We start from the raw sequence: 19,520 nt of genomic DNA, 5'->3' as shown, positions 1-19,520 counted from the left end.
CGCGGTCGTCGCGTCCAGGCCCAAACGGCCGCCTGGGAGGGCGGGCGCGAGGGCCTGGACTCGACGATCACACCATCGTCAGGACCATCGCCGGATCGGACAGCATCGTCCCGAGGTCGACGAGGAACCGGGACCCCTGCTCCCCGTCGATGAGCCGATGGTCGAACGACAGCGACAGCGTCACGACGTGTCGCAGCGCGACCTGCCCCTCGAACTCCCACGGCCGGTGACGGACGGCACCGAGCGCGATGATCGCCGCCTCACCGGGGTTGAGGATGGGCGTCCCCGCATCGACGCCGAAGACGCCGACGTTGGAGATCGTGATCGTCCCCCCTCGCAGTTCCGCCGGAGCGGTGCGTCCCTCGCGGGCCGTGCGGACGAGGTCCGACACGGCGTCCGCGAGTTCGAACAGGCTGAGCTCCTCGGCCCGTGCGATGTTCGGGACGAGGAGTCCCCGCGGCGTCGCTGCGGCGATCCCGAGTCCGACGTGGCCGTACTCGACGATCTCCCCGGCAGCCTCATCCCAACTCGCGTTGACCGCCGGGGTGCGTCTCACGGCGATGCACACCGCCTTGGCGAGGACGGTCAGGATGTTGACCCGGTGGTCCCCGGTCCGAGGCGAGCGGGCGAGCGCGTCCAGCAGCGACATCGTCGGCGTCACGTCGACCGTCAGGAACTCCGTCACGTGGGGAGCCGTGAACGCGCTGCTCACCATCGCCTCGGCGGTCCGGCGCCTGACCCCCGTGATCGGCCGACGCACCGAGCCGTCGGCCGCCGTGGCCAGCACCTCTGGGGTCCCGGCCGGTGCCGCTGCTGCTCCGCGAGCACGCTCCGGCAGCTGCCCGCTCAGGTCGGTCGCAGCGCGCTCGACCTCCTCACGCGCGATCCGACCACCGACGCCGGTGCCGACGAGCGTCCCGAGGTCGACGCCCAGATCACGGGCGAGTCGCCGGACCGGCGGTGTCGCGCGGGGCCGGGAACGCTCCGGCACCGGGGCGGTGTGCGCCGGGGCAGGTGTGTCATCGCCGGCGGCCCGGGCACGGCGCCGTGGCCGTTCACCGCTCGCCGTGCGAGGGCCGTAGCCGACGAGGACCGGCTCGCGGTCCGCCGCCCCACTCGGTCGGTCGACCTCCGCTCGGTCGGCCTCGGGGACCGACGGGGGCGGACCGGTCTCACCATCGGGCGCGAAGTCGACGAGCGCCTCACCGACGAGGACCGTCGTCCCCGGTTCGACGTGGAGCCTCGTGACCACGCCGGCGGTCGGCGCGGGCAGTTCGACGAGCGCCTTCGCGGTCTCGACCTCGGCGATCACCTGGTTGAGCTCGACGTGGTCGCCGACGGCGACGCGCCAGGACACGAGTTCGCTCTCGGTCAGGCCTTCACCGAGATCGGGCAGGGAGAACCGCTTCATCGCCGTCCCTCCCCACCGGTCACAGGCCGGGCATCGGCCCTGCCCACGGCCGAGGCGGAGGACCGACGCCCCAGTGCGCGATCCACCCCGTCCAGGATCCGGTCGAGGTCCGGGAGGAAGTGGTCCTCGAGCGCCGACGCGGGATAGGGCGTGTCGAACCCCGTCACCCGCACCGGGGCCTCTTCGAGGAGGTCGAAGCAGCGTTCGGTGATCGAGGCCGCCAGCTCGGCTCCGACCCCTCCGGAGCGTTGCGCCTCGTGCGTGATGACGAGTCGCCCCGTCTTCTCGACCGAGGCCGCGACGGCGTCGACGTCGAGGGGCGCCAGGGATCGGAGGTCGATCACCTCCAGGTCGACACCCTCGTCGGCCGCAGCCTCCGCAGCCTCGAGCGCCGTCTGGACGAGCGGCCCGTAGGCGACCAACGTCGCGTCCGTGCCGGCGCGAACCGTCCGCGCACGGGTGAAGGCGAGCGGATCGGCGGGGAGGTCGTCGAGGACCTCGCCCTTCGTCCAGTACCGCCGCTTCGGCTCGAAGAACAGCACCGGGTCGTCGCACGCGATCGCCTGACGGATCATGGTGTGCGCGTCCTGGGGGTCCGAGCACGTCACCACGCGCAGTCCCGCCGTGTGCGCGAAGTACGCCTCCGGGGACTCGGAATGGTGCTCGACGGCGCCGATGCCTCCGCCGTACGGCACCCGGATGGTGACCGGCATGCGCACGGCCCCCTTCGTCCGGTAGTGCAGCTTCGCCAACTGCGCGACGATCTGGTCGAACCCCGGATAGATGAACCCGTCGAACTGGATCTCACACACCGGGCGGAAGCCCCTGAACGCCAGACCGATCGCCGCTCCGATGATCGCGGACTCCGCCAGCGGCATGTCGACGACGCGATCGGCACCGAACTCCGCCTGGAGGCCGTCGGTCACCCGGAACACCCCACCGAGTCTGCCGATGTCCTCGCCGAGCAACAGGACCCGGTCGTCATCGGCGAGGGCGTGGTGCAGTCCGGTGTTGATCGCCTTGCTGAGGGTGAGCGTGGTCATCGGGCACCACCGTCGAACATCGCGAGGTACGAGCGGTACTCCTCGCGTTGCCGTTCGAGCCCGGGGTGGGCGGTGGCGTAGACCTCGTCGAAGAGCGAGAGCGGGTCAGGGGCAGGCAATGCGAGGCACCCCGCACGGACCCGGGCGGCCGCGGCGTCGGCGACGGACGCGACGTGGGCTCGGGCCGTCTCGTCGAGGACCCCCTCGGACTCCAGCAGACGCTCGAGACGGGCGATCGGATCCTTCGCACGCCATGACGCGACCTCGCTCTCGTCCCGGTACCGCGTCGGATCGTCCGAGGTGGTGTGCGGCCCCATGCGGTAGGTGACGGCCTCGATGAAGGTCGGCCCACCACCGGAACGTGCGCGGTCGACGGCGATCCGCATCGCCGCCGTCACGGCGAGCACGTCGTTGCCGTCGACCCGCATGCTCGGCACCCCGAAGCCCGGTGCCCGGTCCGCGATGGGGCGTTGGGCCTGCAGCCCGACGGGCTCGGAGATCGCGTACTGGTTGTTCTGGCAGAAGAAGACCACGGGTGCCTGGAAGCTCGCGGCCAGCACCAGCGCCTCGTTCACGTCGCCCTGACTCGTCGCCCCGTCGCCGAAGTAGGCCACGGCCACCGCGTCGGACCCGTCGCGCTGACAGCCCATCGCGTAGCCCGTCGCATGGAGCGTCTGGGCCCCGATGATGACCGCCGGCGTCGCCATGCCGACCGCGAACGGGTCCCAGCCCGACAGCGCGGTCCCCCGCCACATCGCCATCAGTTGGTCGAGTTCGACGCCACGGCAATAGGCGACGGCCTGTTCGCGGTAGCTCGTGAAGACGAAGTCCCCGCGCCGCAGGACCCGCGCCGACCCCACCTGGGCGGCCTCCTGCCCGAGCGACGGTGGCCACAGACCGATCTCGCCCTGCCGTTGCAGAGCCGTCGCCTCCGTGTCGATGCGACGCGTGACGACCATGTCCTCGTAGAGCGCGAGCAGCTCGGTGTGACCGAGGTCGGCGACGAAGAGGTCGTAGAGGGCGTCCTCCTGACGGACGCCGTCCGGATCGAGGAGCTGGACGCACCCGTGGTCGACCGGGACCGGTTCGCGTGCATCACCGCCCCGCTCGTCAGAATCCTGCGGGAATTGGGTGTGAGTCTCCATCGACACGATGCACGCCGCCTTGAGTTCGGTGACCTCACGGCGGTGCCTCGTGAGCGATGCCGTGCCCTCGCGTCATCGCGAGGTGGTCCGAGGCTACGCCGGATCACCCTGGCGCTCAACCGTCGACACTCCGCGCAACGGCGAACGCCCGCCCCGCGGAAGCGGGACGGGCGTTCGGGTGCAGCTGCTGAGGCTTAGCCTTCGGCCGGGGCCTCGGGGCCTTCGCTGGCAGCGTCGCTGCCGTGCGTGTCGGCCTCATCGGCGACGACCGGAGCGAGCGAGAGCTTGCCGCGGTCGTCGATCTTCGTGATCTCGACGAGGATCTTCTGGCCGACGCCGAGCACGTCTTCGACGTTCTCCACACGCTTGCCACCGGCGAGCTTGCGGACCTCGGAGATGTGCAGCAGGCCGTCCTTGCCCGGGAGCAGCGAGACGAACGCGCCGAACGCGGCGATCTTGACGACGGTTCCGAGGAACTGCTCGCCGACCTCCGGGTTGGTGGGGTTCGCGATCGCGTTGACCTGGGCGCGAGCGGCCTCGGCCGACGGACCGTCGACGGCGCCGATGTAGACGGTGCCGTCCTCCTCGATGGAGATGTCGGCGCCGGTCTCGTCCTGGATCGAGTTGATCGTCTTGCCCTTCGGGCCGATCAACTCGCCGATCTTGTCGACGGGGATCTGGACGCTGATGACGCGAGGCGCGGTCGGCGCCATCTCGTCGGGAGCGTCGATCGCCGCGTTCAGCACGGAGAGGATCGTCGTGCGGGCGTCCTTGGCCTGCTGGAGCGCACCGGTCAGGACCGAGGTCGGGATGCCGTCGAGCTTCGTGTCGAGCTGGATGGCCGTGACGAACTCGGAGGTACCGGCGACCTTGAAGTCCATGTCGCCCAGGGCGTCTTCGGCGCCGAGGATGTCGGTGAGCGCCGCGTAGCGGGTCTCACCGTCGACGACGTCGGAGATGAGGCCCATGGCGATACCGGCGACGGGTGCGCGGAGCGGCACACCGGCGTTCAGCAGCGACAGGGTCGAGGCGCAGACGGAACCCATCGAGGTCGAACCGTTGGACCCGAGGGCCTCGGAGACCTGACGGATCGCGTAGGGGAACTCCTCACGGCTCGGCAGCACCGGCACGAGTGCGCGCTCGGCGAGGAAGCCGTGCCCGATCTCGCGACGCTTCGGCGAACCGACCCGGCCGGTCTCACCGGTCGAGTAGGGCGGGAAGTTGTAGTGGTGCAGGTAGCGCTTCTTCGTGACGGGCGACAGCGAGTCGATCTGCTGCTCCATCTTGAGCATGTTCAGCGTGGTGACACCCAGGATCTGGGTCTCGCCGCGCTGGAAGATCGCGGAACCGTGGACGCGCGGGATGACCTGCACCTCGGCGTCGAGCGGACGGATGTCGGTCAGGCCACGGCCGTCGATGCGGATGCCCTCGCGGAGGACACGGCCGCGCATGACCACCTTCGAGACGGACTTGTACGCCGCCGAGAACTGCGTGAGCACCTCGGCGTCGAGCGAACCGGCCTCGACACGCTCGGTGATCTCCGCCTTGACGCGGTCCTTGAGGGCGTCGTCGGCGTTCTGGCGCTCGATCTTGTCGGCGATCTGGTAGACGTTCACCAGTTCGTCGTGTGCGAGACCGGCGACGGCGTCGTAGCTCTCCTGCGTGTACGGGAGGAACACGGGGTAGGCCGCGATCTCCTTGGCCGCCTGAGCCGCGAGTTCGCTCTGCGCCTTGACGAGCTGCTTGAGGAACGGCTTGGAGGCCTCGAGACCGGCAGCGACGACCGCCTCGTCGGGCTTCGTGGCGCCGCCCTTGATGAGGTTCCAGCTGTTCTCGGTGGCTTCCGCCTCGACCATCATGATCGCGACGTCTTCGTTGCCGTTGGCGTCGGTCACGATGCGACCGGCGACGATGATGTCGAAGACGGCCTCCTCGAGCTGGTCGACCTTCGGGAAGGCGACCCACTGGTCGGCCTCGCCGGCCTGGCCGGGGATCAGCGCGAGACGGACGGCGCCGATCGGACCGGAGAACGGCAGACCCGAGATCTGGGTGGACATCGACGCCGCGTTGATCGCGAGGGCGTCGTAGAACTCACCCGGAGCGATCGAGAGGACGGTGATGACGATCTGGACCTCGTTGCGGAGGCCGGTGACGAACGACGGGCGCAGCGGCCGGTCGATGAGGCGGCAGACGAGGATCGCCTCGGTCGAGGGGCGGCCCTCACGACGGAAGAACGAACCGGGGATCTTGCCGGCGGCGTAGGAGCGCTCCTCGACGTCCACCGTGAGGGGGAAGAAGTCGAAGTTGTCCTTGGGATGCTTTCCGGCCGAGGTGGCCGAGAGGAGCATGGTCTCCTCGTCGAGGTACGCGGCGATCGCGCCCTGTGCCTGCTGCGCGAGGCGGCCGGCTTCGAACCGGACCGTGCGCTTGCCGAACTTGCCGTTGTCGAGAACGGCCTCGGCGAACTTGATTTCTGGACCTTCCACAGGTCTCTCCTTCGTACGTGTGCGCTCCCGTCGGGTGACGGGCCGCGCGTCCCGAATGGACGCGCCGTCGAGCGCGGTCGTGCATGATGCAGCGCGCAACACAGCCGCAGTACTTGCTCAAGCCGCCCGGTCTTCCGGGACTTGGCTGGCCACCAGTAGAACACCACCCGCGGATCGCGAGGGATACACCACCGAGGACCAGCTTCCTGTCGGCTGGCTGTGCGCGGAGCGGACCTTCACGGTCCGCCGTCGGTCAGCCTAGCAGAGGGGGGTTCGGCGATCCCCGGAACGACACGGATCCTCAGGTGATGGGCGGGGTGCCAGGGGCGTCCGAAGACGCCGCGCGCCGGCGGTCGTGTCCCCACGACACGAGCAGGAGGAGCATCGCGACGGCCGCTCCGAGGAGGGTGTCGAGCACGCGCTCCCCCACGATCGCGAGCACCGGCTGCGTCGACGAGGACGTGCTGATGATGAGCACGAGCGGCGTGATGAAGACGAGCGCCAACGCGTAGTGCCGGATGACGACGAGCTCGATCGTGAACTGCAGGGCGGCCAGCACGAGCGCGAGGATGTAGCCGTGCGGCTGGAGCGAGGCCACGGCGAGGAAGATCCCGGCGCCGACGACCGTCCCGAGCACGCGGTGCACGCCGCGTGTCGCGCTCAGGGTGCGCGAGTGCCCGACGCTGAGGATCGCGACGGCGGACCCGGCGATCCAGTACCCGTGACCGAGGCCGAGGACCGCTCCGAGGACCGCACTGATCGCGAGCGCGACCGTGAGGCGTGTCGCGATCCGGCGGTCGGTCGCGCTCAGCCGGTACTCGGGGAACAGCACGCGCATCGGCGTCGGCTTCCCCGCGCTGCGGCGGACGGCCGGCACGAGCAACGGCGCGACGACCACCAGCGAGGCGAAGGCGGAACCGGCCGCCACGAGCAGGATGACCAGTCCGCCGTCGAGCCCGGCGCCGCCGATCGGGACGGGCGCGGTCAGGTGGCCGGCGATGCCGAACACGAGGATGAAGAACAGCGCGCCCGGAGGGCCGAGGACGATGCCCTGCACCAGCCAGATCACCACCGACCCGACGACGATGAGGCCGATCGCGGTCAGCGGCCGAGAACCCGACATCGCGACACCCAGCGCCGCGGCAGTGACGAGTCCTGCTCCGATGAGCGGCAGCACCCGCAGACGGTCCCGGCGGCTGAGCGGCGCGCAGTAGAGCGCGGTGAACGCCCCGAGGCCGGTGAGCAGGCCGAGCGGCGTGAGTCCGAAGAACGTCGCGACCGCGACCGGCACGGCCATCGCGATGGCCGCGGTCAGCGCGGCGGGCCAACGTTTCGGCGACGGCGCGAAGCTGATCAGCGAGGTCTTCAGACCGCGTTCAGCCATCCGGTCCTCCGCTCTCGTGCAACCATCCAACGCTACGCCATCCTGAGCCCGGCGCCCGGGCCCCGCCGTCGCGCGGGGCCTCCCGGGCTACGCTGGTGCGGACCCCAGGAGGTGACGTTGACGCATCCCGCGCCGGCAGCCGCTCGCCCGAAGCAGCGCGTCCCGTTCTGGGACAACGCCCGTTTCGCGTGCATCACGCTCGTGGTCATGGGCCACGCGATCCAGCGCCTCACCTCCGAGTCCGACCCCGCGCTCGTCGTGTACCTGTTCCTCTACGCCTTCCACATGCCGGCGTTCGCCATCATCAGCGGGTACTTCTCGAAGTCGGCCCCTCCCGGACGACGACAGATGCGCCGGGTGATCACGGACATCCTCCTGCCCTACCTGATCATGGAGGGGATCTGGTCCCTCGTGCAGTTCCTCGTCGAGGGCAAACGCGCGTTCAACCCGACCCAACCGTCGTGGACCCTCTGGTTCCTCCTCGCGCTCGGCATCTTCCGCCTCGTCCTGCCCTATCTCGCGCTCCTGCGCTGGCCATTACTCTGGAGCGTGGTGATCTCGATCGGCGTCGGTTACCTGGACAACGTCGACAGCACGTTCTCGCTCTCGCGCGCACTCGGGATCCTCCCGTTCTTCGTGCTCGGGTGGCAGATCAACCGGTGGCGGCTCGTGGACCGCTGGCGCCTCGTCCGCACGAGGGCCTGGTGGATCCGGATCGCCGCCGCCGTCGTCCTCATCGCTTGGGCGGTCGTCCTCGTCGGCGGGATCGACCTGTGGCGGCGCATCGACCTGCGCTACTGGTTCTTCTACGACCGGGGCTACACCGCGCTCGGCAACGAGGACGGGACGGGCGGCCTGGTGCGACTCGCGGCGATCCTGCTGGCCGTCGTCCTCACCGCGGCGTTCTTCGTGCTCGTCCCCCGCGGCCAGTCGTGGATCACCCGGTACGGACAGTCGACGATGTACGTCTACCTGCTGCACTCCTTCGTGCTCTACCCCCTGCGTGAGTCGGGCGTCCTCACCGACACGGGCAGCCCCGAGCTCGTCCTCATCGGCCTGCTGGCGCTGTCGGTCCTGATCGTCATCGTGCTCTCCAGCGGACCCGTGCGCCGCATCACGAGACCGCTCATCGAACCCCGCGCGGCGTTCATCTTCAGTCGCAAGCGGGCCTTCGACCCGGAGCCCCCTCGGAGCGACCCGACCGGGTCCCGCCGCGACGTCACGAGGTGACGAGGACGACCTTCCCGCGGACGTGACCGTCGATGAGGTGACGGTAGGCGTCGACGACCCGCTCGATGGGCCACACGCTGTCGATCGGGAGGACGATCTCACCCCGCGCGATCGACTCGCCGAGCGCTGCCAGCTCGTCGAGCGTCGCGTCCTGTCCGCCGACGCCCCGGAACCCGTGCTCGGCGGCGAAGGGTCGGTCCGCGATCGTGTTGACCCGCTCCGGCGCAACGCCGAGGTCGCGCGCCAGCTCGAGGGTGGGCCGACCGTGGGTGTCGATGACGGCGGTGATCCCGCCAGGGGCCGCCTCGAGGACACGCTCGCGCAGCCCGTCGCCGTACTGGACGGGGACGATGCCGAGACCGCGGAGGAACTCCTGGTTGGCCGCACCGGCGGTGCCGAGCACGACCGCGCCGGTCCGTCTGGCGAGCTGCGCCGCGAGCACGCCGACCCCGCCGGCCGCAGCACTCACGAGCACCGTGTCCGGCTGCTGGACGCCGACGGCGGCCACCGATGCGATCGCCGCGCGTCCCGCGATGTCCAGCGCGCCGGCCTGCTCGATGGTGAGCCCGTCCGGCACGTGATGGAGGATGCAGGCCGGGGCGATGAGGAAATCCGCCTGCGCGTGGAACCGGTGTCCACCGTAGACGTGGTCGCCCGTCGCGAATCCCTGGACGCCGCTCCCCACGCCGTCCACCACCCCGGCGAAGTCGTTGCCGTTCCCGCTCGGGACGCCTCGGCCGAAGGAGGCGAGCGCTTCGGGTGATACCGCGAGCTTGTGGTCGACGGGGTTGAGGCCTGCGACGAGGACACGGACGCGGACCTCGTCGTGGCCGGGCACCGGGATGTCGCCCTCGACGAGGTGGAACACCTCGGGGCCACCGAACCGGTCGAACCGCACGAACCTCGCCATGATGCCTCCTCTGCCGGCTTCCGCCGACCTCCATGCTCACACGCTTCCCGGGCGAGGACCACCCTGGCCGCAGGGGACGTCACGCGCCGTTCACCCGGCCGAGCGAGAATCGCGGACATGGCATGGGTCGATGAGCTGCAGACGGCGATCACGGCGTGGTTGCTCGAGATCGCCGCGTCGGGCTGGGTGTTCCCGGCGCTGTACCTGCTGACGGTCGCCGACGCGTTCCTGGTCGTCCTGCCGAGCGAGACCGCAGTGACGGCGCTCGGGGCGATCTCGGCGTCGAGCGGCTCGCCGGACCTCGCCCTCCTCATCGGCGTGGCCTGGGCGGGCGCCGTGACCGGCGACGTGTCCTGCTACCTCCTCGGACGACGGATCGGGACCACGCGCTTCGCCTGGATGCGGCGCCCGCGGGTCGCCGGCGCGATCAGACGCGCGGGCGTCGCACTCGAGCGCCGCGCCGCTGCAGCCATCCTCACCGCGCGCTACATCCCGTTCGCGCGCATCGCGGTCAACCTCGTCGCCGGGGCGAGTGGCCTCCGCCCCCGTCGGTACCTTCCGATCACCGTCCTCGCAGGGCTCGCCTGGGCACTGTGGAACGTGGGCGTCGGAGCCGTCGTCGGCCGGTTCCTCCCGGATCAGCCGGTACTCGCGACCGCCGTCTCGATCGTCGTCGCCGTCGGCCTGGGCGTGACCGTCGACCGGATCAGCGCGGCCCTGGCCGCACGACGGCGACGGACGCAGGCCTCACTCGACGAGCTCGCCCCGCGCCTTCTTGCCGACGATGGAGTGCCGCCGGCTGTAGGCGAAGTAGATGATGAAGCCGAGCGCCAGCCAGACGAGGAACCGCACCCAGGTGAGCGTCGTCAGGTTGAGCATGAGCCAGACGCAGAGCACCGCTGAGAGGATCGGGAGGAACGGCGACCACGGGACGCGGAACGCGCGTGGCAGCTTCGGGTACTTCTTCCGCAGGACGATAACGGCGATGCTGACGAGCACGAACGCGGAGAGCGTGCCGATGTTGATCATCTCCTCGAGGATGCCCACGTCGGTCAGGCCGGCGATCAGCGCGACGAGCGCGCCGACGATGAGCTGCACCCGCACGGGTGTCTTGCGCTTCTCGGAGGTGACACTGAGTGAGCGCGGGAGCAGGCCGTCGCGGCTCATGGCGAAGACCACGCGGGCGAGGCCGAGCAGGAGCACCATGATGACGGTCGTCAGGCCGGCGAGGATGCCGATCGAGATCACCTGCGCCGCCCAGTCCGCGCCGACCGCGATGAACGCCGTCGCGAGTGAGGGGTCCTCAGCCTCGGCGAGCGTCGTGTACGGCACCATGCCGGTGAGGACGAGGCTCACGCCGACGTAGAGGACGGTCACGATGGCGAGGCCACCGAAGATGCCGCGTGGCAGGTTGCGCTGCGGGTTCTTGACCTCTTCCGCGCTCGTGGCGACGACGTCGAACCCGATGAAGGCGAAGAAGACGAGTGAGGCACCGGCGAGCAGACCGAAGACGCCGTACTGCGCGGGCGCGGCCCCCGTCATGAAGGAGAACAGCGACTGCGACCAGGCGTCGGACGCCCCGCCCTTCGTCGGGACCTCGTCGGGGATGAACGGCGTGTAGTTCGCGGCCTTGACGAAGAAGGCGCCGACGACGATGACGAAGATGACGATCGCGACCTTGATGATCGTGAAGACGCTCGCGACACGCGAGGACAGCTTCGTCCCGAGGACGAGCAGGGTGGTGAAGATCGCGACGATGACGAACGCGCCCCAGCTGACCTTGAGCCCGAAGACGTCGAGCTCGCTCGGCACGTCCCAGCCCCAGAGCAGGAAGACGTTGCTGAGGTAGATGCCCCAGTACTTGGCGATGACGGCGGCCGCCGTGAGCATCTCCAGGATGAGGTCCCACCCGATGATCCACGCGAGGAGCTCACCGAGGGTGGCGTAGGTGAAGGTGTAGGCGGAGCCGGCGACGGGCACCGTGGAGGCGAACTCCGCGTAACACATGATGGCCAGGGCACAGGTGACGGCCGCGAGGATGAACGCGAGCGACACGGACGGACCCGCGTAGTTGCCCGCGGCCTTGGCTCCGACGGAGAAGATGCCGGCGCCGACCGCGACCGCGACACCCATGATCATGAGGTCCCAGGTGCCGAGGGTGCGCTTCAGGCTGCGCCCTTCGACGCTGGAATCCGCGAGGGAGTCCTCGATGCTCTTCGTCCGCCAGATGCTCATGGTGCTCCTTGCCGTGGTGCGATACCTCGTGGCCTCGCTCGAAGCCGACTCTCGACCTTGCCAGATGAGCAGGCTGAGGTCGAGTCGCAGACGTGATGTTCTCCGGCTGCAGGGTTCCTGATCGAACACGAACGGGCCGCCATCCCGGAGGATGACGGCCCGTCACGAAGAAGCTCGCGGTGTCAGCGCCCTTCGACAGGCTCAGGGACCGTGGGTCTCGTGAGCTGGCGGAGGGTTCAGAGTGCTGCCTAGCGGCGGAGTCCGAGGCGCTCGATCAGCGAGCGGTAGCGCTCGATGTCGACGGCCTGGAGGTAGCCGAGGAGGCGGCGACGCTGTCCGACCAGGAGCAGCAGGCCACGACGCGAGTGGTGGTCGTGCTTGTGCTCCTTGAGGTGCTCGGTGAGGTCCTTGATGCGGCGGGTCATGACCGCCACCTGGACCTCGGGGGATCCGGTGTCACCTGGGTGGGTTGCGTACTCTTCGATGATCGCCTTCTTACGGTCTCCTTCAAGCGCCATAGTGGTGATCCCCTCTCTGTTCGTTGCGCGGTGCCCGTCGCCTGATGCGTGGGCTCTCTTGATCCGCGGCCGTTCGACGGCAACCTTGTGATTCTAGCAGGTTCAGAGCGTGGGAGGTTCGCGGTGCGTCGAGCGCCGCTTCGCGTTCGCCCGCTCCTCCGCCTCGGTGGCGGCGACCCGGCGTCGGCGACGCAGCACGAGGATGAGGACGAGCGCGATGAGGTCCAGGACCAGGAAGGCGAGGAGCAACCAGACCCAGAGCGGCGGTCCGGCACCGGCGTTCGGCGCGGGCTCGGCCGCCGCCTCCGCCGCCTCCGCGGTCGTCGTGGAGTCGTAGACGAGTCGGACCGGGTCGCCGAGCGTGGCCCCGCCGTCGGCGTTCGTCGACACGAGAGCGAGGGTGATGTCGTACTCCCCCGCGTCCGCGCCGCGAAGCCACTGGGTCATGTTGATCCTGGTGGACCATCCGCCGTCGCTCCCGATCTCGATCGGCTGGCCGTCGAAGCGGAACTCGGTCGCCCCCGTCCCGCCGGTGGATTGCAGGTCGCACGACGCGTCATCGGCCGTGGAGCTGCTGAAGCAGGCCTTCGCCGAGTCGTAGAGGTCGATCGAGCGCCAGTAGGACAGCACGACGTCGGCACCTGCATCGGCGGTGCCGGTGACGTCGAATCCGCTCACCTGCTCACCGTCCAGGGTGTAGTCGACGCGGTAGACGGTGTCGCCGTCGGTCGGGCTCTCGATCGTGCCAGTGCCGGCGGCCGACGCGGGAGCGGATGCGGCGAGGGGCAGGACGAGGGATCCGGCGCCGATCGACACCGCCACCACGGCGAGCGCCGCGGTACGAGCGGCACGCTGCAGCAGCGAACCGAGTCGACGCGCTCCGGGGATCACCTGGTCACCATTCCCTCCGGCGACGCCGGACGGCGACGCACGCCACCAGTATCCCAAAGACCGCGGCGCCGAGCCTGGGAACGACGGAGGCGGGGACCGCACCGGGCGGTCCCCGCCCGCATCGGGGTGGTCGGACGCAGTCGTCCGATCAGGCCCCGAGACCGCCGAGCAGCTCGGAGAACGGGCGATCGAGGGCGAACGGGTCGTCCAGGCGCCCGGAACGATCCGAGGCCGCCACGAGTGCGCTCAACTCACCGGCCGCACGGTCGATCCGCGCCGGCAGGGCACCGACCTGCGCGTCGCCCGACCCCCAGTCCTCGGAGGCCGCGAACACGGCGGTCGGCACGGTCACCGCCCGCAGGTAGGCGAACAATGGACGCACGGCGTATTCGAGGGCGAGGGAGTGTCTGGCCGACCCACCCGTCGCACCGAGGACGACGGGCACCCCGGTCAAGGCGGTCGGCTCCACCACGTCGAAGAACGACTTGAACAAGCCGGAGTAGCTGGAGGAGAAGATCGGCGTCACCGCGATCACGCCATCGGCGGCGGTCATGGCTTCGATCGCCTCGGACAACCGTGGACTGGGGAACCCGGTCAGCAGGTTGTTCGTGATGTCCTGCGCCAAGTCGCGCAGCTCGATCGACGTCGTCTCGACCGTGTACCCGTCCTGCTCGAGGCGCGCCACGGTGGCGTCGCGGAGGCGGTCGGCGAGGAGGCGTGTGGACGACGGTTGACTGAGGCCGGCCGAGACGACGGCGAGCGTGCGCTTCGCGGTCATCGGGTCGCCCCGACCGCCGCCGCGCCGAACGCCGAACCGGATGCGACCCGGCTCGTCTCGACCGCACCGGAGCGCGAAGCGAGTTCCGCCTCAGCGGCCGCGACCATCGACGCGTGCGTCGGCGCCTCCGGCACGTCGGCCGGACGGTCCTTCGCGAACTCCTTGCGCAGCACCGGCACGACCTCGCCGCCGAGGATCTCGAGCTGGTCGAGCACCGTCGCGAGCGGGAGCCCGGCGTGATCCATGAGGAACAGCTGACGCTGGTAGTCGCCGAAGGTCTCGCGCATCCCGGCGTACCGGTCGATGACCTGCTGCGGGCTGCCGACGGTGAGCGGCGTCTGCTCGGTGAAGTCCTCGAGCGTCGGCCCGTGACCGTACACGGGGGCGTTGTCGAAGTACGGCCGGAACTGGGCGACGGCGTCCTGCGAGTTCTTCGCCATGAACGCCTGACCGCCGAGTCCGACGATCGCCTGCGCGGCCGTGCCGTGCCCGTAGTGCTCGAACCGCTGACGGTACAGCTGGATGAGGCGCATGTAGTGCTCCTTCGGCCAGAAGATGTTGTTCGCGAAGAAGCCGTCGCCGTAGTAGGCCGCCTGCTCGGCGATCTCGGGGCTCCGGATGGAGCCGTGCCACACGAAGGGCGGCACGCCGTCGAGCGGTCGCGGTGTGGACTGGAAGCCCTGCAGCGGGGTGCGGAACTGGCCCTGCCAGTCGACGTAGTCCTCTCGCCAGAGGCGGTGGAGCAACGCATAGTTCTCGATGGCGAGGTTGATGCCCTCGCGGATGTCCTTGCCGAACCAGGGGTAGACGGGCCCCGTGTTGCCACGGCCCATGATGAGGTCGACCCGGCCGCCGGCCAGGTGCTGCAGCATGGCGTAGTCCTCGGCGATCTTCACCGGGTCGTTCGTGGTGATGAGCGTCGTGCTCGTCGAGAGGATGAGGTCCGTGGTCTTCGCCGCGATGTAGCCGAGCATGGTCGTGGGGCTCGACGGGACGAAGGGCGGGTTGTGGTGCTCGCCGGTCGCGAAGACGTCGAGACCGACCTCCTCCGCCTTCACGGCGATCGCGACCATCGCCTCGATGCGCTCGTGCTCGGTGGGCGTGATCCCGGTGGTCGGGTCGGTGGTGACATCCCCCACCGTGAAGATTCCGAATTGCATCATGCGCTCCCACTCCTTCTTTCATGCGTTTGCATGGATATCCAGGACAACGGCGTTCACACCCGCGCTATTCCCGGCCCGTTCGGCATCCTGTCCACAGCGCGCCGCGCGAGCCGTACGCCGTGTCGGCCGGCTATGGCAGGATCACCGCATGAACGGCTCACCGAACCCTTCGTCCAGCATGCCGACACCGGCCCCGCGGCACGTGTGCGGCATCGTCCCGCCCTGGTTGCTCGAGCGCATCGCCGAACTCGACGCTCCGCAGCTGGCACGCGCCGCCAGTGCCGCACGGTACTCGCTGCTCGCCACGCGACCATACCGCTTCCCCGAGCCAGGGTCGGAGCGGGCCGCTGATCCCGTGCGCAGCGCCACGGCCGGCAAGCGTCCGGTCGGCACCCCGGAACGCAGCATCCACGACGCCCGGCGGACCGAGACCCTCCCGGGCACGCTCGTCCGCTCGGAGGGTGAGCCCGCCACCACCGACGCCGCGGTCTCCGCCGCTTACGACGGCCTCGGCGACACCCACGCCCTCTTCGCCGAGGCGTTCGCACGCGACTCCATCGACGGCCGCGGGCTGCCGTTGCTCGCCACGGTGCACTACGGCGACGACTACGACAACGCGTTCTGGAACGGCGAACAGATGGTCTTCGGCGACGGCGACGGCGAGGTCTTCCGCAGCTTCACGAGCTCCCTGAGCGTCATCGGCCACGAGCTGGCCCACGGCGTGACGCAGTACACGGCGAACCTCGTCTACGAGGGGCAGCCTGGAGCGCTCAACGAACACGTGTCCGACGTCTTCGGCGCCCTCGTCGAACAGCATGCGCGCGGCGAGGACGCGGCATCGGCGTCCTGGCTCATCGGCGAAGGGCTCTTCACGGACGAGGTCGAGGGCAACGCACTGCGTTCCATGCTCGCCCCGGGCACGGCCTACGACGACGACGTCCTCGGGAAGGACCCGCAGCCGGCGCATTTCGACGACTACATCGAGACGACCGACGACAACGGAGGCGTCCACCTCAACTCCGGCATCCCCAACCGGGCGTTCGCGACGCTCGCCGTCGCCCTCGGCGGCAACGCCTGGGAGCGTGCGGGGCTCATCTGGTACGACACCCTCATCGGCGGCCTGTCGGAGCGCGCCGACTTCGCGACCTTCGCCGCGGCGACGATCGCTGCGGCCGCCGCCAGGTTCGGTGTGGACTCGGAGGAGCACACCGCGGTCGGGCAGGCGTGGGCGCTCGTCGGCATCGAGCCGTCCGCGTGAGCGTCGTGGCAGCGCCCGGGCTCGCGGAGTAGCATCGCGGCATGAAGGTCACGGTGACGAGGAGCGGCGGTGTAGCCGGTCTCACCCGACGCTGGGAGGTCGTCGTCGACGAGCAGCCCGACGTCGACCGGTGGATCGTCCTGCTCGACCGCCTCCCGTGGGACGACACCCCACAAGGACCACCGGTCCCGGATCGGTACGTCTACCGCATCAGATGTGCGCCTAAGGAGGCCACCCTCGGCGAGCAGCAGCTCACCGGTCCCTGGCAGGAACTCGTCGAACGGGTGCGCGCCGTCCAGCCGCCACGCGACTGACGATTCCTCGCCAGTCGGGTGACGCCGACGGCGTCAGTGCTGCGGGAAGCGCTCCGCCAGCAGTTCGATCGTCCGCTCACGTGCGGGCGCCGATTTCGACGGCGTGCCCTCCCGTGCAGACCCGACGGGCGACACCATGACCTCGTCGACACCGAAGCGGTCGGCGAGACCCTGCAGCTCCGCCGCAGCCTGGTCGGCGTCGCCGATGATCCAGGCAGCGCGCATCTGCTCGACGAAACCGAGCTCGAGATCGCTCTGCTCGGTCGCGGCGGCCTCTTCGACGGTCGCGATGGGTCCGAGCGGCTTGCCGGAACGCAGTCTCGCCATCTGCTGCAGGTTGGGGAGCGCCAACGCTTCCGCCTCGGCGGCCGTGTCGGCGACCACTGCGTTCGCGGTCAGGAAGGTGCGAGGCGCGTCGAGATGTGCGGACGGCTGGAAACTCGACCGGTAGAGCTCGAGGGCCCGAGCCGTCCCCTGGCCGGAGAAGTGGTGCGCGAAGACGTAGGGCAGTCCGAGTGCTGCGGCGAGCGCCGCCGAGTAGTCGCTCGAACCGAGCAACCACACGTCCGGCACACTGCCGGCCTTCGGCGTTCCCCGCAGGGCGTACTCCTCGCCGGAGGTCATCCGCACGCTCGCACCGTCGACGCCGAGGAGGGCGACGATGTCCTGCACGTTGTTCGGGAACCGGTCGACGTCGCTCGTGTTGCCCGACTGGCGGAGCACGGCGGAGATGACCGGGTCGCTGCCCGGTGCCCGGCCGAGGCCGAGGTCGATGCGGCCGGGCGCGGACGCTTCGAGGAGCGCGAACTGCTCGGCGACGACGAGCGGCGCGTGGTTCGGGAGCATCACGCCGCCGGAGCCGACCCGGATCCGCTGCGTGGCGGCGGCCAGGATGCCGATGACGACCGCGGGGTTCGTCGATGCGACGGACGGCATGTTGTGGTGCTCGGCCACCCAATACCGGTGATACCCCAGCTCGTCGGCGCGCTTCGCCAGGGCGATCGTCGCTGCGAGGGCAGCCGCGGTGTCCTGGTCGGTGCGGACGGGGATGAGATCCAGTATCGAGAGTCGCATGGTCACCTTTCGTCGCGCTGCCGAACGGCGACAGACGCATCAGGGTGCAGCGCTCGGACGGCCCGACATATTCCGCCTCGGCGACCGCAGTGGATTCCCAGGGCGATCCAAGCCAGATGCCACACCTGACGCGTACGCTGGACGCCCGCGACCGTGAAGGAGCACAGCATGGGATTCCTCGATCGACTGCTCGGACGCCCAGAGTCCGATGGAGCTGTCCAGGCGACGGCCGGCGGGAGCCCGGCTCCGGCCCGCGCGCGGACGGAGGACGAGATCGCCGTCGAACGCTACCGCTACCTCCTGCGGACCGCGCCGCCGGAGACCATCGAACAGGTCCACGAAGAGGCCTTCACGAAGCTCACCCCCGAGCAGCGGGGCATCCTGTACCGACAGTTGTCCGAGGACGCTCCAACCGGTGAGGCACCGGCAGACGACTCCCCCAAGGCCCTCGCGCGTTCGGCCACCCGGGCCGAGGTGCGGCAGCCCGGGACCCTCGAGCGCAACCTCGGTCCGCAGGGCGGCGGGATGGGCTTCGGCGGCATGCTGGCGAGCTCCATGCTCGGCACCATCGCCGGTGTCGTGGTCGGTTCGGCCATCGCGCAGGCGTTCATCCCGGACACCGTCGGGACCGATCCCGCAGCCGACGCCGGTGGCGCCGATCAGAGCGGTGCCGAGGCCGGGGCGGGAGACGGCGCGGCGACAGACGTCTCCGCCGACGGCGGTGGCTGGGGTGACGGTGGATTCGGCGACTTCGGTGGTGGCGGTGACTTCGGTGGTGGCGGTGACTTCGGGTTCTGAGCCCTGCCGACGCCCGGGCGCGGCGCCATGCGTCCGTCAGCGCCGCTGACCACCCGCGGTTCGCGCCGGAGCGGCCGTCCGGAGCTCCACGGCCCGTTGGGCGAGCAACTCGATGACCGCTTCGATCCGTGCATCCCGGTGCGCGTCGTCGGATCGCTCCACCCACGTCGCGAGTTCCCGCTGTGCGCTGTTCGGCAGGCCGCGGAAGAACGACAGTCGACCGGCGTCGTCGATCGCCTCCTCGAGGTCCGGCCGCAGCCGCACCACCGTGCCGGTCGCCGAGAGCGGCGCGGCTCCCACATCAGCGTGTCTGCCCATGCCGCAACGGTAGTGGGTCAGGCGGCAACCGTCGAGCAGCTCGGTCCTGACCGACCTCGGCCGGGTCTTCGGGCCGTCAGGACCTCAGGCGAGTTCCCACGAGGCGACGCCACCGCCGACGACGACGAACACCGGGTGCGGCTGCGGTCGCCAGACCTTCGCCCATCGCGACGCGACGTCCGGGCTGCGTCCGAGCAGGTGCCGCCGCAGGTTGCCCCATTCGTAGTCGAGCTGGCCGTCGGTCACGACGAGAGGGTCCCGGAGGACGCCGGAGGCGACGACCCGCGCGCGATCGAAGACGATGTCGCGCTCCTGCGCCTCGTCGGCGACACCGTTGAGATAGGCCGCGATCGCCTCCAACGGTTCGTCGGCCTCGAGGAAGCGCTGGAGCTGCGGGTGTGCACGGAGGCTCGATCCTGGCTCCTGCAGGACCCGTTGGGCGATCAGCCCTTCACGCCAGGACGACGTCAGCGCCTGGGCGTCGAAGTACCGGGGATGGATCGACCAGAGACGCATGTCTCCATCCTGCCCGAGCGCGCTGACAACCGACTCCGGGCAGCCCCT

The 19,520-nt window shown here is 70.0% G+C and carries 18 protein-coding genes and 1 pseudogene; 5 read left to right on the top strand and 14 right to left on the bottom strand.

Features of this window, described 5'->3' with window-relative positions; all coding sequences use genetic code 11:
* Positions 1–67: 67 nt before the first annotated feature.
* The 5 genes from ITJ66_RS19235 to ITJ66_RS19215 form a co-directional block, all read right to left on the bottom strand.
* Positions 68–1,411 (bottom strand): dihydrolipoamide acetyltransferase family protein, encoded by a 1,344-nt coding sequence (locus ITJ66_RS19235; protein ID WP_194645609.1) that lies wholly within the window; start codon positions 1,409–1,411, stop codon positions 68–70.
* Positions 1,408–2,454, bottom strand: coding sequence for an alpha-ketoacid dehydrogenase subunit beta (locus tag ITJ66_RS19230; protein WP_124769533.1), 1,047 nt, complete (start codon positions 2,452–2,454; stop codon positions 1,408–1,410). Before ITJ66_RS19230 ends, ITJ66_RS19235 begins: the two co-directional genes overlap by 4 nt.
* Positions 2,451–3,599, bottom strand: coding sequence for a pyruvate dehydrogenase (acetyl-transferring) E1 component subunit alpha (gene pdhA / locus ITJ66_RS19225; protein WP_137243248.1), 1,149 nt, complete (start codon positions 3,597–3,599; stop codon positions 2,451–2,453). Before pdhA ends, ITJ66_RS19230 begins: the two co-directional genes overlap by 4 nt.
* A 194-nt stretch (positions 3,600–3,793) precedes the next feature.
* Positions 3,794–6,085 (bottom strand): polyribonucleotide nucleotidyltransferase, encoded by a 2,292-nt coding sequence (locus ITJ66_RS19220; RefSeq protein ID WP_079707114.1) that lies wholly within the window; start codon positions 6,083–6,085, stop codon positions 3,794–3,796.
* Positions 6,086–6,386: 301 nt separating this feature from the next.
* Positions 6,387–7,469, bottom strand: coding sequence for an FUSC family protein (locus ITJ66_RS19215; protein WP_194645607.1), 1,083 nt, complete (start codon positions 7,467–7,469; stop codon positions 6,387–6,389).
* Between the two features lie 117 nt (positions 7,470–7,586).
* Between ITJ66_RS19215 and ITJ66_RS19210 the strand changes: the two genes are divergently transcribed.
* The gene (locus ITJ66_RS19210) at positions 7,587–8,699 is read left to right on the top strand and encodes an acyltransferase family protein (RefSeq protein WP_228501990.1); all 1,113 of its coding nucleotides are present in this window, start codon (positions 7,587–7,589) and stop codon (positions 8,697–8,699) included.
* Here ITJ66_RS19210 and ITJ66_RS19205 read toward each other — a convergent pair.
* Positions 8,689–9,609, bottom strand: coding sequence for an NADP-dependent oxidoreductase (locus ITJ66_RS19205; protein WP_194645605.1), 921 nt, complete (start codon positions 9,607–9,609; stop codon positions 8,689–8,691). The two genes, ITJ66_RS19210 and ITJ66_RS19205, sit on opposite strands and share 11 nt — an antisense overlap.
* 117 nt (positions 9,610–9,726) lie before the next feature.
* On the opposite strand from ITJ66_RS19205, the pseudogene ITJ66_RS19200 reads away from it, so the two are divergent.
* Positions 9,727–10,212: pseudogene (locus ITJ66_RS19200) on the top strand (DedA family protein); the annotation flags it as partial.
* Between the two features lie 144 nt (positions 10,213–10,356).
* On the opposite strand, the gene ITJ66_RS19195 reads toward ITJ66_RS19200, so the two are convergent.
* The 5 genes from ITJ66_RS19195 to ITJ66_RS19175 all read right to left on the bottom strand — a co-directional run bounded on the left by ITJ66_RS19195 (position 10,357) and on the right by ITJ66_RS19175 (position 15,191).
* Positions 10,357–11,844, bottom strand: coding sequence for an amino acid permease (locus tag ITJ66_RS19195; protein WP_071262327.1), 1,488 nt, complete (start codon positions 11,842–11,844; stop codon positions 10,357–10,359).
* Positions 11,845–12,092: 248 nt separating this feature from the next.
* The gene (gene rpsO, locus ITJ66_RS19190; protein WP_056012204.1) at positions 12,093–12,362 is read right to left on the bottom strand and encodes a 30S ribosomal protein S15; all 270 of its coding nucleotides are present in this window, start codon (positions 12,360–12,362) and stop codon (positions 12,093–12,095) included.
* Between the two features lie 102 nt (positions 12,363–12,464).
* Positions 12,465–13,253: a hypothetical protein gene (locus tag ITJ66_RS19185; RefSeq protein WP_137243251.1), complete on the bottom strand. Its 789-nt coding sequence runs from the start codon at positions 13,251–13,253 to the stop codon at positions 12,465–12,467.
* Positions 13,254–13,401: 148 nt separating this feature from the next.
* On the bottom strand, positions 13,402–14,031 hold the full coding sequence (locus ITJ66_RS19180) for an FMN reductase (RefSeq protein WP_194645604.1): 630 nt from the start codon (positions 14,029–14,031) through the stop codon (positions 13,402–13,404).
* Positions 14,028–15,191: an LLM class flavin-dependent oxidoreductase gene (locus ITJ66_RS19175; RefSeq protein ID WP_079707385.1), complete on the bottom strand. Its 1,164-nt coding sequence runs from the start codon at positions 15,189–15,191 to the stop codon at positions 14,028–14,030. Before ITJ66_RS19175 ends, ITJ66_RS19180 begins: the two co-directional genes overlap by 4 nt.
* A gap of 151 nt (positions 15,192–15,342) precedes the next feature.
* On the opposite strand from ITJ66_RS19175, the gene ITJ66_RS19170 reads away from it, so the two are divergent.
* Together ITJ66_RS19170 and ITJ66_RS19165 are read left to right on the top strand one after the other, a co-directional pair.
* On the top strand, positions 15,343–16,452 hold the full coding sequence (locus ITJ66_RS19170) for a M4 family metallopeptidase (protein ID WP_228501989.1): 1,110 nt from the start codon (positions 15,343–15,345) through the stop codon (positions 16,450–16,452).
* 41 nt (positions 16,453–16,493) lie between these two features.
* Positions 16,494–16,766, top strand: coding sequence for a protealysin inhibitor emfourin (locus ITJ66_RS19165; protein ID WP_064294474.1), 273 nt, complete (start codon positions 16,494–16,496; stop codon positions 16,764–16,766).
* A gap of 33 nt (positions 16,767–16,799) precedes the next feature.
* Here ITJ66_RS19165 and ITJ66_RS19160 read toward each other — a convergent pair whose 3' ends face one another.
* Positions 16,800–17,840 (bottom strand): LLM class flavin-dependent oxidoreductase, encoded by a 1,041-nt coding sequence (locus ITJ66_RS19160; protein ID WP_194645602.1) that lies wholly within the window; start codon positions 17,838–17,840, stop codon positions 16,800–16,802.
* A gap of 168 nt (positions 17,841–18,008) precedes the next feature.
* Here ITJ66_RS19160 and ITJ66_RS19155 point away from each other — a divergent pair, with 168 nt between their 5' ends.
* The gene (locus ITJ66_RS19155) at positions 18,009–18,638 is read left to right on the top strand and encodes a hypothetical protein (protein WP_194645600.1); all 630 of its coding nucleotides are present in this window, start codon (positions 18,009–18,011) and stop codon (positions 18,636–18,638) included.
* A 36-nt stretch (positions 18,639–18,674) separates the two neighbouring features.
* On the opposite strand, the gene ITJ66_RS19150 is transcribed toward ITJ66_RS19155, so the two are convergent.
* Together ITJ66_RS19150 and ITJ66_RS19145 are read right to left on the bottom strand one after the other, a co-directional pair.
* Positions 18,675–18,956, bottom strand: coding sequence for a YdeI/OmpD-associated family protein (locus tag ITJ66_RS19150; protein ID WP_137243255.1), 282 nt, complete (start codon positions 18,954–18,956; stop codon positions 18,675–18,677).
* A gap of 84 nt (positions 18,957–19,040) precedes the next feature.
* A complete protein-coding gene (locus tag ITJ66_RS19145; RefSeq protein ID WP_064294478.1) occupies positions 19,041–19,472 on the bottom strand; it encodes a pyrimidine dimer DNA glycosylase/endonuclease V in 432 nt (143 codons plus the stop codon).
* Between the last annotated feature and the right edge of the window lie 48 nt (positions 19,473–19,520).

Source organism: Plantibacter sp. VKM Ac-2885 (assembly GCF_015351205.1).
In the GTDB taxonomy this organism is placed as follows: Bacteria; Actinomycetota; Actinomycetes; order Actinomycetales; family Microbacteriaceae; genus Plantibacter; species Plantibacter auratus.
Note: the sequence above shows the minus strand (reverse complement) of the source record. Positions and strands in the feature narration are given on the sequence as shown.

What these genes read in the sequence shown, in the direction of transcription:
- ITJ66_RS19235 (WP_194645609.1), bottom strand. Translation starts at nt 1,411, where the DNA reads ATGAAGCGGTTCTCCCTGCCCGATCTCGGTGAAGGCCTGACCGAGAGC.
- ITJ66_RS19230 (WP_124769533.1), bottom strand. Translation starts at nt 2,454, where the DNA reads ATGACCACGCTCACCCTCAGCAAGGCGATCAACACCGGACTGCACCAC.
- pdhA (WP_137243248.1), bottom strand. Translation starts at nt 3,599, where the DNA reads ATGGAGACTCACACCCAATTCCCGCAGGATTCTGACGAGCGGGGCGGT.
- ITJ66_RS19215 (WP_194645607.1), bottom strand. Translation starts at nt 7,469, where the DNA reads ATGGCTGAACGCGGTCTGAAGACCTCGCTGATCAGCTTCGCGCCGTCG.
- ITJ66_RS19205 (WP_194645605.1), bottom strand. Translation starts at nt 9,609, where the DNA reads ATGGCGAGGTTCGTGCGGTTCGACCGGTTCGGTGGCCCCGAGGTGTTC.
- ITJ66_RS19195 (WP_071262327.1), bottom strand. Translation starts at nt 11,844, where the DNA reads ATGAGCATCTGGCGGACGAAGAGCATCGAGGACTCCCTCGCGGATTCC.
- rpsO (WP_056012204.1), bottom strand. Translation starts at nt 12,362, where the DNA reads ATGGCGCTTGAAGGAGACCGTAAGAAGGCGATCATCGAAGAGTACGCA.
- ITJ66_RS19180 (WP_194645604.1), bottom strand. Translation starts at nt 14,031, where the DNA reads ATGACCGCGAAGCGCACGCTCGCCGTCGTCTCGGCCGGCCTCAGTCAA.
- ITJ66_RS19175 (WP_079707385.1), bottom strand. Translation starts at nt 15,191, where the DNA reads ATGCAATTCGGAATCTTCACGGTGGGGGATGTCACCACCGACCCGACC.
- ITJ66_RS19170 (WP_228501989.1), top strand. Translation starts at nt 15,343, where the DNA reads ATGAACGGCTCACCGAACCCTTCGTCCAGCATGCCGACACCGGCCCCG.
- ITJ66_RS19165 (WP_064294474.1), top strand. Translation starts at nt 16,494, where the DNA reads ATGAAGGTCACGGTGACGAGGAGCGGCGGTGTAGCCGGTCTCACCCGA.
- ITJ66_RS19160 (WP_194645602.1), bottom strand. Translation starts at nt 17,840, where the DNA reads ATGCGACTCTCGATACTGGATCTCATCCCCGTCCGCACCGACCAGGAC.
- ITJ66_RS19155 (WP_194645600.1), top strand. Translation starts at nt 18,009, where the DNA reads ATGGGATTCCTCGATCGACTGCTCGGACGCCCAGAGTCCGATGGAGCT.
- ITJ66_RS19150 (WP_137243255.1), bottom strand. Translation starts at nt 18,956, where the DNA reads ATGGGCAGACACGCTGATGTGGGAGCCGCGCCGCTCTCGGCGACCGGC.
- ITJ66_RS19145 (WP_064294478.1), bottom strand. Translation starts at nt 19,472, where the DNA reads ATGCGTCTCTGGTCGATCCATCCCCGGTACTTCGACGCCCAGGCGCTG.